The 14215-nt window shown below is 61.9% G+C and carries 13 protein-coding genes; 9 read left to right on the top strand and 4 right to left on the bottom strand.

Features of this window, described 5'->3' with window-relative positions; genetic code table 11:
• Positions 1-91: 91 nt before the first annotated feature.
• The 4 genes from QMX97_RS10745 to QMX97_RS10760 all read left to right on the top strand — a co-directional run bounded on the left by QMX97_RS10745 (position 92) and on the right by QMX97_RS10760 (position 4335).
• Positions 92-538 (top strand): DUF4879 domain-containing protein, encoded by a 447-nt coding sequence (locus QMX97_RS10745; protein ID WP_201145935.1) that lies wholly within the window; start codon positions 92-94, stop codon positions 536-538.
• A 106-nt stretch (positions 539-644) separates the two neighbouring features.
• Entirely contained in the window at positions 645-1169 is a 525-nt protein-coding gene (locus tag QMX97_RS10750) for a (2Fe-2S)-binding protein (RefSeq protein WP_282396897.1), read from the top strand.
• Complete coding sequence (locus QMX97_RS10755; RefSeq protein WP_106802575.1) at positions 1166-2155, top strand: xanthine dehydrogenase family protein subunit M; 990 nt, start codon at positions 1166-1168, stop codon at positions 2153-2155. The genes QMX97_RS10750 and QMX97_RS10755 overlap by 4 nt, the downstream gene beginning before the upstream one ends.
• Positions 2152-4335, top strand: a complete 2184-nt coding sequence (locus QMX97_RS10760) for a xanthine dehydrogenase family protein molybdopterin-binding subunit (RefSeq protein WP_282396898.1) — start codon at positions 2152-2154, stop codon at positions 4333-4335. The genes QMX97_RS10755 and QMX97_RS10760 overlap by 4 nt, the downstream gene beginning before the upstream one ends.
• A 138-nt stretch (positions 4336-4473) precedes the next feature.
• Here QMX97_RS10760 and QMX97_RS10765 read toward each other — a convergent pair whose 3' ends face one another.
• Positions 4474-5712, bottom strand: coding sequence for an MFS transporter (locus tag QMX97_RS10765; RefSeq protein ID WP_065910183.1), 1239 nt, complete (start codon positions 5710-5712; stop codon positions 4474-4476).
• Between the two features lie 317 nt (positions 5713-6029).
• On the opposite strand from QMX97_RS10765, the gene QMX97_RS10770 reads away from it, so the two are divergent.
• Genes QMX97_RS10770 through QMX97_RS10780 form a run of 3 tightly spaced genes read left to right on the top strand, consistent with a single transcriptional unit; the run spans position 6030 to position 8658 of the window.
• Positions 6030-7469, top strand: a complete 1440-nt coding sequence (locus tag QMX97_RS10770) for a cytochrome ubiquinol oxidase subunit I (protein WP_065910184.1) — start codon at positions 6030-6032, stop codon at positions 7467-7469.
• Between the two features lies 1 nt (position 7470).
• The gene (cydB, locus tag QMX97_RS10775; RefSeq protein ID WP_120450029.1) at positions 7471-8478 is read left to right on the top strand and encodes a cytochrome d ubiquinol oxidase subunit II; all 1008 of its coding nucleotides are present in this window, start codon (positions 7471-7473) and stop codon (positions 8476-8478) included.
• A gap of 12 nt (positions 8479-8490) precedes the next feature.
• Positions 8491-8658, top strand: a complete 168-nt coding sequence (locus QMX97_RS10780) for a DUF2474 domain-containing protein (RefSeq protein WP_010206690.1) — start codon at positions 8491-8493, stop codon at positions 8656-8658.
• A gap of 65 nt (positions 8659-8723) precedes the next feature.
• Here QMX97_RS10780 and QMX97_RS10785 read toward each other — a convergent pair whose 3' ends face one another.
• Together QMX97_RS10785 and QMX97_RS10790 are read right to left on the bottom strand one after the other, a co-directional pair.
• The gene (locus QMX97_RS10785; protein ID WP_282396899.1) at positions 8724-9848 is read right to left on the bottom strand and encodes a methyltransferase; all 1125 of its coding nucleotides are present in this window, start codon (positions 9846-9848) and stop codon (positions 8724-8726) included.
• A 161-nt stretch (positions 9849-10009) separates the two neighbouring features.
• On the bottom strand, positions 10010-10720 hold the full coding sequence (locus tag QMX97_RS10790; RefSeq protein ID WP_282396900.1) for a LuxR family transcriptional regulator: 711 nt from the start codon (positions 10718-10720) through the stop codon (positions 10010-10012).
• 380 nt (positions 10721-11100) lie between these two features.
• Here QMX97_RS10790 and QMX97_RS10795 point away from each other — a divergent pair, with 380 nt between their 5' ends.
• Entirely contained in the window at positions 11101-11877 is a 777-nt protein-coding gene (locus tag QMX97_RS10795; RefSeq protein ID WP_106802579.1) for a ferredoxin--NADP reductase, read from the top strand.
• Positions 11878-11923: 46 nt separating this feature from the next.
• On the opposite strand, the gene mscL is transcribed toward QMX97_RS10795, so the two are convergent.
• Entirely contained in the window at positions 11924-12340 is a 417-nt protein-coding gene (mscL, locus tag QMX97_RS10800) for a large-conductance mechanosensitive channel protein MscL (RefSeq protein WP_065910193.1), read from the bottom strand.
• 287 nt (positions 12341-12627) lie between these two features.
• Between mscL and katB the strand changes: the two genes are divergently transcribed.
• Positions 12628-14169, top strand: coding sequence for a catalase KatB (katB, locus tag QMX97_RS10805; protein WP_106802580.1), 1542 nt, complete (start codon positions 12628-12630; stop codon positions 14167-14169).
• The last annotated feature ends 46 nt before the right edge of the window (positions 14170-14215 follow it).

Here is a 14215-nt window from a genome sequence, read left to right on the forward strand (position 1 = left end):
CAGCCGAGGCCGTGTGGCGTATAGGCTGCGTATTCTGAAGCGTGGCCTTGAGGCATACTGCGCCGACGTTTAATCCAGGGTCATCGCCAGCATGAAAAAAGCCAACGCCAGCAGTCTAGCTCTGTTCGCCATAATCGGCCTTTGGCTCAGTGCGGCACCGGCGTGGGGCGCGACTGCACCGGCGTTGAGCGAGGTGCGGGTGTTCAAGGTGCAGTCGAAAGGTTGTACTGAAACCATCCCTGAACGCGCGGCCAGCACCCAGATGTGCACGCACCGTGGGCAAACGCTGGTGTACGTGATGGAAGTCGGCTTGGGCAACAGCTCCCAGGCGTTCTTCGATGGTGCGCCGGTTTCCGGCAGCAGCACCGCGATCTGCCAGGTGGGCTCCATCAGCCAGGCGTGCAGCGGCGCGGGCACGGTGATGGGCTACATCTATGCGTTCCAGCTGAATATCACCGCGGGTGGCACCTTCCAGTACAGCAACACGTCGATCAATCCGCCGCGCAACCAACTGGTTACCACCCTCAGCATTCGCTGATCGCCACCTATCAATTGCCTTGAACGCTCAATACCCCGGGAAGTCGTACCCCTGAGACGGCGACTTTCCTGAACGCCGCGGATGTACACCAACCCGTGAGGTGTTTATGAGCGCGAACCCCAATGGCGCGGCGGCCCAACCGTTCGCCAGCCACTCCATACGCCTGAGCCTCAATGGCCAGGACCGCCAGCTGGACGTGTTGCCCTGGACCACCTTGCTCGACCTGTTGCGTGAGCAACTGGATCTGGTCGGCAGCAAAAAGGGTTGCGACCACGGCCAATGCGGCGCCTGCACCGTGTTGCGCGACGGCAAACGCGTAAACGCCTGCCTGACCCTGGCGGTGATGTGCGACGGCGCCGAGCTGACCACTATCGAAGGCCTGGCCGACGGCGACCAGCTCCACCCGATGCAGCAAGCCTTCATCAAGCACGATGCCTTCCAGTGCGGCTACTGCACCCCTGGCCAGATCTGTTCCGCTGTCGGCCTGGCCAATGAAGGCCGTGCCCACGACACCGCGCAGATCCAGGAACTGATGAGCGGCAACCTGTGCCGTTGCGGCGCCTACACCAATATTCGCGATGCCATCGAAGACGCGTTGCCCCGCTGCCGCGCCGGGGGAGATCAGTCATGAACCCCTTCCATTACAGCAAGCCTGCGGATGTGCACGAGGCCGTGCACCTGAGCAGCGCCGCATCGCGCTTTATCGCCGGCGGCACCAACCTGCTGGACTTGATGAAAGAAAACCTCACGCGCCCCGAGCACCTGATCGACATCACCGGCCTGCCGTTGCAGGGTGTTGAAGAAACCGCAGAAGGCGGCCTGCGCATCGGCGCGCTGGTCAGCAACGCCGACCTGGCCTGGCACCCGCTGGTCGAGGCGCGCTACCCGTTGCTGTCGCAGGCGATCCTCGCCGGTGCCTCGCCGCAATTGCGCAATATGGCCAGCACTGGCGGCAACCTGCTGCAGCGCACCCGGTGCTATTACTTCTATGACGCCGCCGTGCCCTGCAACAAGCGCGAGCCCGGCAGCGGTTGCCCGGCGCGCACCGGCTTGAACCGTATCCATGCGATCCTCGGCGCCAGCGACCAGTGCGTGGCCACCCACCCGTCGGACATGTGCGTGGCCCTCGCGGCATTGGAGGCACGGGTGCATGTGGAGGGGCGTGGCGGCGCGCGGGTCATCGAGTTTGCCGACTTCCACCGCCTGCCCGGCGATGCGCCGCAGCGTGATAACCAATTGGCCGATGATGAACTGATCACCGCCATTGAGCTGCCCGCCGACCACCTGGCGCGTCACAGTCACTACCTGAAAATCCGCGACCGTGCGTCCTACGCTTTCGCGCTGGTCTCGGTCGCCGCAGCCCTGGAGTTGGACGGTGACCGGATCGTCGACGCGCGCCTGGCCCTCGGCGGTGTGGCCCATAAACCGTGGCGGGATCGCGCGGTGGAAGCTGCGTTGATCGGCCAGGCGGTCAGCCGCGAAACCTTCAGCAACGCCGCCGATGCCTTGCTGCAAGACGCCGAGCCGTTGGAACACAACGGCTTCAAGATCAAATTGGCGCGCCGTGCAATCATCCGCGCCCTGAGCGACGCCGCCGTCGCCGGAGAACGCCCATGACCGCTCTCGGCAAACCCCTGGACCGTGTCGACGGTCTGCTCAAGGTCACCGGCCAGGCGCGCTATGCCGGCGAGTTTCCCGAGGTTGGCCTGCTGCATGGCAGTGTGGTCTCCAGCACCATCGCCAAAGGACGCGTGGTCAACATCGACGCCTCCAAAGCCTTGGCGCTGCCGGGCGTGGTCATGGTGCTCGATCACCGCAACCGGCCCAGACTCGCCAGCTATGACGATGCCTTCGCCGACGATGATGCCGCCGATGGCTCGCCGTTTCGTCCGCTGTACAACGACCGCGTGCTCTACAGCGGCCAGCCGCTGGCCCTGGTGATCGCCGACAACCTCGAACTGGCGCGGCATGCCGGCTCACTGGTGCAGATCGAGTACGCCAGCGAAACCTTCGAAACCGACCTGGTGGCCCAGCAGGAGCAGGCTCACCCGTCACCGCAAACCCCGCCCAAGCCACGCGGTAATTTCCAGGCCGAATGGACCGGCGCCGCCGTGAGCCTTGACCTGCACTACAGCACCCCCATCGAACACCACAACCCGATGGAGCCGCACGCCAGCACCGTGCTGTATCAGCCGGACGGCACCCTGCATATCCACGACAAGACCCAGGGCCCGCAGAACTGCCAGGCCTATGTGCAAAAAGTCTTCGGCCTGGACAAGAGCCAAGTGCGCATCTTTGCCGCGTTCGTCGGTGGTGCCTTTGGATCCGGCCTGCGCCCGCAGTACCAGTTGCCGCTGGCGGTGATGGCGTCCCTGGCGCTCAAGCGCTCGGTGCGCGTCACGCTGACGCGTCAGCAAATGTTCACCTTCGGCTACCGCCCACGCACCTTGCAGCGTTTGCAGATGGGCGCGGCGGCAGATGGCCGCCTGATGGCGCTGGGGCATACGGCGATTGGCCAGACCTCACGTTTCGAAGACTTCAGCGAGCACGTGGTGGAGTGGAGCGGCATGCTTTATCACTGCGACAACGTGCAATTGACCTACCAGTTGGTGCCACTGGACGTGTTCACCCCGCTGGACATGCGTGCACCTGGCGCGGCCCTGGGCGTGATCGGCCTGGAGTGCGCCATGGACGAACTGGCGTGCGCCTTGGGCATGGACCCGGTGAAGCTGCGGCTGATCAACTACGCCGAGCGCAATCAGAACGACGACAAACCCTGGTCAAGCAAAGCCCTGCGCGAATGTTACCGTGATGGCGCCGAGCGTTTTGGCTGGAGCCAGCGCAACCCGGAACCGCGCAGCATGCGCGATGGCCGCCAGTTGATCGGCTGGGGCATGGCCGGCGGCGTGTGGGAAGCCATGCAGATGAAGGCCAGCGCCAAGGCCCGCCTCGATGCCGAGGGCAAGCTGACGGTCAGCAGCGCCACCACCGATATCGGCACGGGTACGTACACGGTCATGACCCAGATCGCGGCGCAGGCCAGCGGCGTGGCGATGGACGACGTGCGTTTTCTGCTCGGTGACTCTTCATTGCCGACGGCGCCGTTGCAGGGCGGCTCGTTTACCGTGTCCTCGGTGGGCACTGCGGTGCAGCAAGCGTGCGAAGCCTTGAATGCCCAGTTGCTGGCCATCGCCCGGCAGACCTACCCGGTATTCACGCAGGCGCAGTCCGTGCGGTTTGAAGACGGTCAACTGCACGCCGGCGACGTGAGCGTGTCGTTGGCGCAGTTGGTCAAGGACAGTGGCGAAGCGGCGTTGGAAGCCCAGGTCGACAGTGAGCCGGACAAAAAACGTGAGGGCTACAGCACTGCCACGCATTCGGCGGTGTTCGTCGAGGTGCGGGTGGATGAAGACCTCGGCACTATCAAGGTCAGCCGCGTGGTCAGTGCGATTGCGGCCGGGCGCGTGGTCAATCCAAAAATGGCGCGCAGCCAGATACTCGGTGGCGTGGTATGGGGCATCGGCATGGCCCTGCATGAAGAAACCCAGGTCGACCATCAACTGGGGCGCTACATGAACCACAGCCTGGCCGAGTACCACATTCCGGTGAATGCCGATATTGGCGAGATTGAGGTGATATTCGTCGAAGAACACGACGAGATCGTCAACGCGCTGGGGTCCAAGGGCGTCGGTGAGATCGGCATTGTCGGCGTGGCGGCGGCGGTCGCGAATGCGATCTACCATGCCACCGGCAAGCGAGTGCGCGAGTTTCCCATCACGTTGGACAAGGTGCTGTAACCCGGTCTTCGGACCACAGAAGAGCAAAATGTGGGAGCTGGTTTGCCTGCGATAGCTATCTGTCAGCCCATCATATAGTGGCTGAGACACCGCCATCGCAGGCAAGCCAGCGCCGACATTGACGGTTTTTCAACCGGCTTATGGCTTGGTTTCTTCCACCGGCACATGCATGCGGTCGCGGTTGGCCAGGGTCGGGAACAGTTTGATCCAGGTCCCCGTCACCACCAGCGTGCCGATCCCGCCCATGACCACGGCGGGCACGGTGCCGAACCAGTGGGCGGTGATGCCCGATTCGAACTCGCCCAGTTGATTCGATGCGCCGATGAACAGGCCGTTGACGGCACTCACGCGACCGCGCATTTCATCCGGGGTTTCCAGCTGCACGAAGGAGGCGCGGATCACCATGCTGATCATGTCCGCCGCGCCCAGGACCACCAGCACTGCCAGCGAGAACCAGAACGAAGTGGACAGGCCGAACGCGATGGTCGCCACGCCGAATACGCCGACGGCAGTGAACATCACGCGGCCCACATGCCGATCCACCGAAAACCGTGCCAGCCACAGCGACATCAACAGCGCGCCTACTGCTGGTGCCGAGCGCAGCAGGCCCAGGCCCCAGGCGCCGGTCAGCAGGATGTCCTTGGCGAACACCGGCAGCAACGCGGTGGCGCCGCCCAGCAGCACGGCAAACAGGTCCAGGGAAATCGCCCCGAGAATGTCCGGGCGGCTGCGGATAAAGCGGATGCCGGCCAGCAGCGAATCGAGGGTGGCCTTGCCCTTGTTGAGCGGGGTCTGGCGGGCGGGCAGGTTGAGGGTCAGCACACAGGCAATCAGGTACAGCGCCACGGTAGGGCCATACACCCACACGCTGCCAAACGCGTAGAGCAAACCGCCGAGGGCCGGCGCGACGATGGTCGCCAGTTGCTGGGCCGATTGCGATGAGGCCACGGCGCGCGGGAACAGTGCGCTGGGCACGATGCTCGGCAGCAGAGCCTGGGTGGTGGGCATTTCAAAGGAGCGCGCGGCGCCGAGCAGGAAGGCGAGGATAAAGATCATCTCGCGGGTCACGTTGCCGGTCAGGCCACCGATGGCCAGGGACAGGGCGATCAACGCCTGCACGGTCTGGCAGATGGCGGCGACCTTGCGCCGCTCATAGCGGTCGGCCACATGCCCGGTGTGCAGCATGAACAGCACGCGCGGTACGAACTCGACCAGCCCGACCAGGCCCAGGTCCAGCACATTGCCGGTCAGTTGGTAGAGGTTCCAGCCGATGGCCACGGTGAGCATCTGGAAACCGCTGGCGGTAAAGATCCGTGCCAGCCAGAACGCGATGAAAGGGCGGTGGTGACGCAACAGCAACGCGGGTTCACTAGGCATCGGGAATTCTGGTCAGGGCCGGGGGAGGGCCGAGATTATCATCAAGTTGTAACAGATGGTTGCAGGAACTGCGCTGAGGCAGTCTGTCACGCGGCAAAAGACCACACAGTTCAATCCTCAAAATGGGACTACTCTTTCAGCAATGCTTGATCCAGATCAATGTCCGCCCGGGCATCGGTCTGGCGGCCGCAAGGCCAGATTCCCTGCGTGGTTGGTTAAAAAAAGAAACGAATTGAAATTCGCCAGACTCCATATCCGTGGGGGCAGTGGGTGCAGGCTCCCGCCAGCAGCCGGTATTACCTGACAGAGGAAGACTTATGTTCGGTTTGGAGGCGCTAGATCTCGCCCGAATTCAATTCGCATTCACCATCTCGTTCCACATCCTGTTCCCGGCGATCACCATCGGCCTGGCCAGTTACCTTGCGGTGCTGGAGGGCTTGTGGCTCAAAACCCATAACGACACCTACCGTGACCTCTACCATTTCTGGTCGAAGATCTTTGCCGTCAACTTCGGCATGGGCGTGGTCTCCGGCCTGGTGATGGCCTACCAGTTCGGCACCAACTGGAGCCGCTTCTCGGACTTCGCCGGCGCCGTCACCGGCCCGCTGCTGACGTATGAAGTGCTCACGGCGTTCTTCCTCGAAGCCGGTTTCCTCGGCGTGATGCTGTTCGGCTGGAACAAGGTGGGGCGCAAGCTGCACTTTTTCTCCACGGTGATGGTGGCCGTCGGTACGTTGATCTCGACGTTCTGGATTCTCGCCTCCAACAGCTGGATGCAGACGCCGCAGGGCTTTGAAATCATCGACGGCCGCGTGATCCCCACCGATTGGCTGGCGGTGATCTTCAACCCGTCCTTCCCCTACCGCCTGATGCACATGGCCACGGCGGCTTTCGTGGCCACGGCGTTCTTCGTCGGCTCCTCGGCGGCCTGGCATTTGCTGCGCGGCAAGGACAACCCGGCGATCCGCACCATGTTGTCGATGGCGATGTGGATGGCGCTGATCGTCGCGCCGATCCAGGCAGTGATCGGTGACTTCCATGGCCTCAACACCCTCAAGCATCAACCGGCGAAAATCGCTGCGATTGAAGGCCACTGGGAGAATATCGGCAACGAACCGACGCCGCTGATCCTGTTCGGCTGGCCGGACATGAAGGCCGAGAAAACCAAGTACGCGGTCGAGATTCCCTATCTGGGCAGCCTGATCCTGACCCACTCCCTGGATAAACAGGTGCCGGCGCTCAAGGAGTTTCCGCCTGAGGATCGCCCCAATTCGACCATTGTGTTCTGGTCGTTCCGGGTCATGGTCGGCCTGGGCTTCCTGATGATCTTCACCGGGCTGTTCAGCCTGTGGCTGCGCCGTGGCGACAAGATGTACACGTCCAAGCCGTTCCTGTACCTGGCGCTGTGGATGGGCCCGTCCGGGCTGATCGCGATTCTCGCCGGTTGGTTCACCACCGAAATCGGCCGTCAGCCGTGGGTGGTCTACGGGTTGATGCGCACGGCGGATGCGTCCTCCGGGCATAGCCTGGCGCAGATGACCATTACCCTGGTGTTGTTCGTGGTGGTGTATTTCGCGCTGTTCGGCGCGGGCCTGGGCTACATGATGCGCCTGGTGCGCAAGGGCCCTGTGACCCACGAAGGCACCGAGCCGACCCACGGTGGTCCTGGCCAGAAACGCACACCGGCCCGTCCGTTGTCTGCCGCCGATGATGGCAGCGATGACGACCACGCCCACATCCAGCACAAGGGGAATTGAGATGGGTATTGATCTTCCGCTGATCTGGGCCGTGATCATCATTTTCGGCATCATGATGTACGTGGTCATGGACGGCTTCGACCTGGGTATCGGCATTCTCTTTCCGTTTATCCCCGGCAAAGTCGACCGTGACGTGATGATGAACACCGTGGCCCCGGTCTGGGACGGCAATGAAACCTGGCTGGTACTTGGCGGCGCGGCGTTGTTCGGCGCGTTCCCGCTGGCCTATTCGGTGGTGCTCTCCGCGTTGTACCTGCCGCTAATCCTGATGCTGGTCGGGCTGATATTCCGGGGCGTGGCCTTCGAGTTCCGCTTCAAGGCCAAGGACCACAAGCGTCACCTGTGGGACAAGGCCTTCATCGGTGGCTCGCTGGCCGCGACGTTCTTCCAGGGCGTGGCGCTGGGCGCCTTTATCGACGGCATCCCGGTGGTGGATCGCCAGTTTGCCGGCGGCTCGCTGGACTGGCTGACACCGTTCACGATGTTCTGCGGTGTGGCGCTGATCGTGGCTTATGCCTTGCTCGGCTGCACCTGGCTGATCATGAAGACCGAAGGCAAGTTGCAGGAGCAGATGCACAACCTGGCGCGGCCGCTGGCGTTCGTGGTGCTGGCGGTGATCGGTATCGTCAGCCTGTGGACGCCGCTGGCGCACCCGGAAATCGCTTCGCGCTGGTTCACCCTGCCGAACCTGTTCTGGTTCCTGCCGGTGCCGATCCTGGTGTTGGTGACTATGTACGGCCTGATCCGTGCGGTGGCGCGTAATGCGCACTACACGCCGTTCCTGCTCACGCTCGTGCTGATCTTCCTCGGCTACAGCGGCCTGGGGATCAGCCTGTGGCCGAACATCATCCCGCCGTCGGTCTCGATCTGGGATGCCGCCGCACCGCCGCAGAGCCAGGGCTTCATGCTGGTCGGCACGTTGTTCATCATCCCGTTCATCCTGGGCTACACCTTCTGGAGCTACTACGTGTTCCGCGGCAAGGTCACCCACGAAGACGGTTATCACTAGGAGGGGCGTTTAATGTCCGGCAAGCCTTCGTTGCACGAGATTGAACAGGCCGAGAAACAGCCGCTGTGGCGGCGCCTGGGGTGGTTGGCGATGATCTGGACCGGCAGCGTGCTGGCCCTGTTTGTCGTGGCCAGCCTGATGCGCATGTTCATGAATGCGGCGGGCCTGACCACCCACTGACATCCCGATCCGGGCCTTGCGGCCCGGCTTTCAACCCTGCCCATCGCGAGATCGGCAGGGTTTTTTTATTTGCGCGCCTTGAGGATCACGAACTTCGGGGTCGCCGCCACTTGCTCGACACCCCGGAACAGCCGCGCCAACTTGCTGTGATAACCCAGATGACGGTTGCCGACTATATAAAGGGCGCCGCCGACCACCAGTGCCTCGCGCGCCTGCTGGAACATGCGCCAGGCCAGGAAGTCGCCCACCACCTGCTGCTGGTGGAACGGCGGGTTGCACAGCACCACATCCAGGGACTGCGGTTCCTGGCCAGCGAGGCCATCACCGGCGCGGACGTTGACGTCGCGCTCGCCGAGGGCGGCGCGCCAGTTCTCCAGCGCCGACTGCACGGCCATGTAGGACTCGTCCACCAAGGTGTACTGCGCGTCAGGGTTTTGCAGTGCGCTGGCGATGGCCAATACGCCATTGCCGCAGCCCAGGTCTGCGACGCGGGCACTGCCGAGGTTTTTCGGCAGGTGCGGCAGGAAAGCGCGGGTGCCGATGTCCAGGCTTTCGCGGCAAAACACGTTGGCGTGGTTCAGCAGTTCAATCGCCGGCGCATCCACGGTGTAGCGGGTGGGGTAGGGCGAGACCGCTGTCGGACGCTCCGCAACGGTGGCGATCAACAGCCGGGCTTTCTTGACGGCCAGCGAGGCGTGCATGGGGCCGATATAGCGCTCAAGCATTTCCCCGGCCGCGCGTGGCAGGTGCTTGACCATCGCCCCGGCGATCACTTCCGCGCCCGGCGCCAGTTGACCCTGCAGGCGGATCAGTTGCTCTCCCAGCAAGGCGAGGGTCTTGGGTACACGGATCAGCACGCGATCGAAGGGCCCTGCTGGCAGCTGGCTGGCGGGGATGAACGGCACCGCATCGAAGGCCTTGGCGTTGCGCACCAGGTTTTTCCCGAGGCCCTGGGCCGCGAGGAAAGAGTCGCCGCTGGAAGTCACTTGCACCTGGCCTTCAAGGCTGGCGGCCAAGGCGCCGAAGCTGTCATTGAGCACCAACACGCGGGTCGCGGCGCCGGGTTGCTGTTCGGCCAGGTAGCTGAGGAGGTACTCGTCGGCCGCGTCGAAGGCTTGCAGCGGATCGTTGTGCTGTTCTGGCTGGCGAATCAGATCGAGCTGGGCGAAGGGCGTGTCGAGCAGGGGCATGGCGGGGAGGCTCTGGGTAATCGATGGGCGTTGGGCAGTGGCCTGCACAACGGTCTGAGTGAACAGCGGGCAGGACCCCGGCAGGGTCGCTCAGCACTCAGACATTTGCCGCAAATGTTACTTTTTTTCAGGGGGGATTACATGCGTAGTTTCAGCCGCGCTTAAAACAACCCCGCTTTCGAAGCGCAGAGCACGGCGGCAATCTTGTTGTTGACGCCCAGCTTCTTGAAGCAACTGCAAATATGAAAGCCTACCGTGCGTTCGGACAGGCACAGGATGGTAGCGATATCCGCGGCGGTCTTGCCCATGGCCGACCACTTGAGGATTTCGGTTTCCCGTGGGGTCAGTTTGCTCGCAGGGCTGCTGGTTGCGGTGTCGGTGTAGGTCTGTGCTACGACCGTGTGGAGCGCATGGCAGAGCCAGAGTACCTGGCCGGCCTTTTCATACAATTCTTCCGGACTGACCGCACCTTTGCCGCGGCCCAGGGTGAGCATGCTGAACACGCCCTGGAAATCATGCACGGCTTGAGTCCAGCCCAGGTTCACGCCACATGTCTGGGCCAGGGACCAGAGGGAGGGGGAATCCTTGAAGGTTTTTTCCTCCCAGACCAGGGGCAATACACAAGTTTTGCAATGTTTAACGACCGGATCAACTTCAAAGAAGCGGGCCTGGTTATACAGTTTGTTCCATTCCTCCGGATAGTTGTTGATGCAAATGGGCTTCGCGTGAGTGTCAGGTAGTTGCGAAGTCATGGTAAATGAGCAGTACTGAAAGCCGAGTGCGTAGGTGTGATTGACGGCTAAGTCAAAAAGACTGGTGGTTTCGCTCTCGCCTTCCAGCTTGGGAAGTCTTGAATTGCGCCAGTTAACCATTGGTGAATCTCCATGAGGTTCTGCGCGACTGGGGATACGTCCTGGACTCCCTACGCCGCAGGAAATGAGTGTAGGACATGGCCTGCAAGGCAAGATGAAAATTTGGTTATTGACGGGCGGTGCTTGAGATTTTTTTATTCGATTGTTGCAACTCATTCCCTGCGCTGAATAAATTTCTTGCGGTTTTTTAGTGGGTTGAAGGCTGTGTAACGCGCAAGTTATGGTGCGTTTGTAACGTCGGGAAAGGGCTTAATAGCCAATTGATTAGTGATGGTATTAGATAGCCATACTTGCGTGCGCATGGGATTCCACTACAAACCACCGGTGTTTCCGCGCGCGACTTTGAGGGACACTAGGGCTCCTGTAGAACGGAGCCTCCCATGACGGCCAGTGCTGAGAAATTTACCCGCCAGACCTTGCTCGACGTGCAATCGCTGACCCCCAGCCTGTTTACGCTGCGCACCACACGCGACCCGGGATTCCGCTTCACGGCGGGTCAGTTCGTACGTCTGGGGGTGACCAAGGCCGACGGCAGCACGGTGTGGCGCGCCTATTCGGTGGTGTCTTCGCCGTTCGATGAGCACCTGGATTTCTTCTCGATTGTGGTGCCTGGCGGGGAATTCACCAGTGAACTGAGCCGCCTGCGAGTGGGCGATACCCTGATGGTCGAGCGCCAGGCCACGGGTTTCCTGACGTTGAACCGTTTTGTCGATGGCCGTGATTTGTGGATGTTGGGGACCGGCACCGGGGTGGCGCCGTTTTTGTCGATCCTGCAGGATTTCGAAGTCTGGGAGAAATTCGAGCGGATCATCCTGGTGTACAGCGCGCGTGAGGCCAAGGAGCTGGCCTATCAGGCGCTGATCGCCGAACTGGGCGAGCGTGAGTACCTCGCCGAGTACGCGCACAAACTGACCTACCTTCCGATCGTGACCCGCGAGCCGCACCCCGGCGCCTTGAACGCGCGCATTACTACGCTGATCGAAAACGGCGAGTTGGAGCGCGCGGCCGGGGTCGAGCTGACGCCTGAGCATTCCCGTGTACTGATTTGCGGCAATCCGCAGATGGTCGATGACACTCGCCAGTTGCTCAAGCAGCGCGACCTGCAATTGAGCTTGAGCCGGCGCCCGGGCCAGGTGGCAGTGGAAAACTACTGGTAATAAAAAAGGCGCCTGCAACAGGCGCCTCTGACACAGCCCTTATCGGTTAAAGCGGCTTGTCGTTCTGTGCCTTGAGCAGGTCACGGATCTCGCCCAGCAAGACCTCTTCCTTGGTAGGCGTCGGCGGCAGGCTTGGTGCCACGGCCTCTTCACGTTTCAGGCGATTGATCGCCTTCACGCCCATGAAGATCGCAAACGCAACGATCAGGAAGTCGACCACGCTCTGGATGAACTTGCCATAGGCCAGTACCACCGCGGGGACGTCACCCTGCGCAGCCTTGAGCGTTATCGCCAGATCACCGAAGTCCACGCCGCCAATCAACAGGCCCAGTGGCGGCATCACCACGTCGCCTACAAACGAGGAAACAATTTTGCCGAAGGCGGCGCCGATGATAATACCGACGGCCATATCGACCACATTACCTTTGACCGCGAAGGCCTTGAACTCACTGATCACGCCCATAGGTTATTCCTTGTTACAGATGAGAAGGGTGGAACCCAGTGTAAGTCAGTCATAGCGGGCTTGCCTGACACAACCGTTAACACTGTTAGTTTTTATCGACACATTAAATCGCAAATAGTTTGCAAAGTGCCACCAATCGCGCGCGAAATACTCGCCAAATCAGTGGCTTACCACACTATTTTTTCAATCGGGTTAGTGCGGCTTTTCTATTTATCTTCTGGTGCTGGGGTCACTAGCCTCTGGCAAGCACAACTGAATGTGCATCAAAAAAACCAGAGGACACCTCGATGAAGAACTCAATGAGCCGCCGGCCTCTATCGGCGCGATATGCGCTGGTAGTCGCGACCGCCAGCCTGCTTTCGCTGTCAGTGCAAGCCGCCAACCTGACCCGCGACAACGGCGCTGCCGTTGGCGACAACCAGAACTCGCAGACCGCCGGCGCCAATGGCCCGGTGCTGCTGCAGGACGTGCAGTTGATCCAGAAGCTGCAACGCTTTGACCGCGAGCGCATCCCCGAGCGCGTCGTGCATGCCCGTGGCACGGGCGCCCACGGCACCTTCACGGTGACCGACAACCTCAGCGACCTGAGCAAGGCCAAGGTCTTCGCCGCCGGCGAAAGCACCCCGGTGTTCGTGCGTTTTTCCTCTGTGGTGCACGGCAACCACTCCCCGGAAACCCTGCGCGACCCGCGCGGTTTCGCCACCAAGTTCTACACCGCCGAGGGCAATTGGGACCTCGTTGGCAATAACTTCCCGACGTTCTTTATCCGCGATGCCATCAAGTTCCCGGACATGGTCCACGCCTTCAAGCCGGACCCGCGCACCAACCTCGATGACGATTCCCGCCGCTTCGACTTCTTCTCCCATGTGCCAGAGTCCACGCGCACGCTGACCGAGCTGTATTCCGACTCGGGCACCCCGGCCAGCTACCGGGAAATGGACGGCAATGGCGTGCACGCCTACAAGCTGATCAACGCCAAGGGCGAAGTGCACTACGTCAAGTTCCACTGGAAAAGCCAGCAGGGCCTCAAGAACCTTGATCCCAAGCAGGTCGTCGACGTGCAGGGCCGTGACTACAGCCACATGACCCATGACCTGGTCACCCATATCAACAAAGGGGATTTCCCCAAGTGGGACCTGTACGTGCAGGTGCTCAAGCCTGAAGACCTGGCCAAGTTCGATTTCGACCCGCTGGACGCCACCAAGATCTGGCCGGGCGTACCGGAGCGCAAAGTCGGGCAGATGGTGCTGAACCGCAACCCGGCCAATGTCTTCCAGGAAACCGAGCAGGTGGCCATGGCCCCGTCCAACCTGGTGCCGGGCATCGAGCCGTCAGAGGACCGCCTGCTGCAAGGCCGGGTGTTCTCCTACGCTGACACACAGATGTACCGCCTGGGCGCCAATGCCCTGCAATTGCCGATCAACGCGCCACGGGTCACCGTCAACAACGGCAACCAGGACGGCGCAATGAATGCCGGCAAGACCTCCACGGGCGTGAACTACCAGCCAAGCCGCCTGCTGCCACGTGAAGAGCCGCAAGCCGCGCGCTACAGCCAGTCGGCCCTGTCGGGCAGCACCCAGCAGGCGAAGATCCAGCGTGAGCAGAACTTCAAGCAAGCCGGCGACCTGTATCGCTCCTACAGCAAGAAAGAGCGCCAGGACCTGATCGAGAACTTCGGCGGCTCCCTGGCCACCACCGATGACGAGAGCAAGCACATCATCCTGTCGTTCCTCTACAAGGCCGACCCGGAGTACGGCACGGGTGTGGCCAAAGTTGCCAAGGGTGACCTGGCACGCGTGAAGGCGCTGGCGGAAAAACTCACCGACTAACCACGCACCCCCCGTAGGCGCCGGGCTTGCCGGCGATGGCGTAATC

This window comes from Pseudomonas sp. PS01298 (genome assembly GCF_029959745.1).
GTDB classification, from domain to species: Bacteria; Pseudomonadota; Gammaproteobacteria; order Pseudomonadales; family Pseudomonadaceae; genus Aquipseudomonas; species Aquipseudomonas aylmerensis.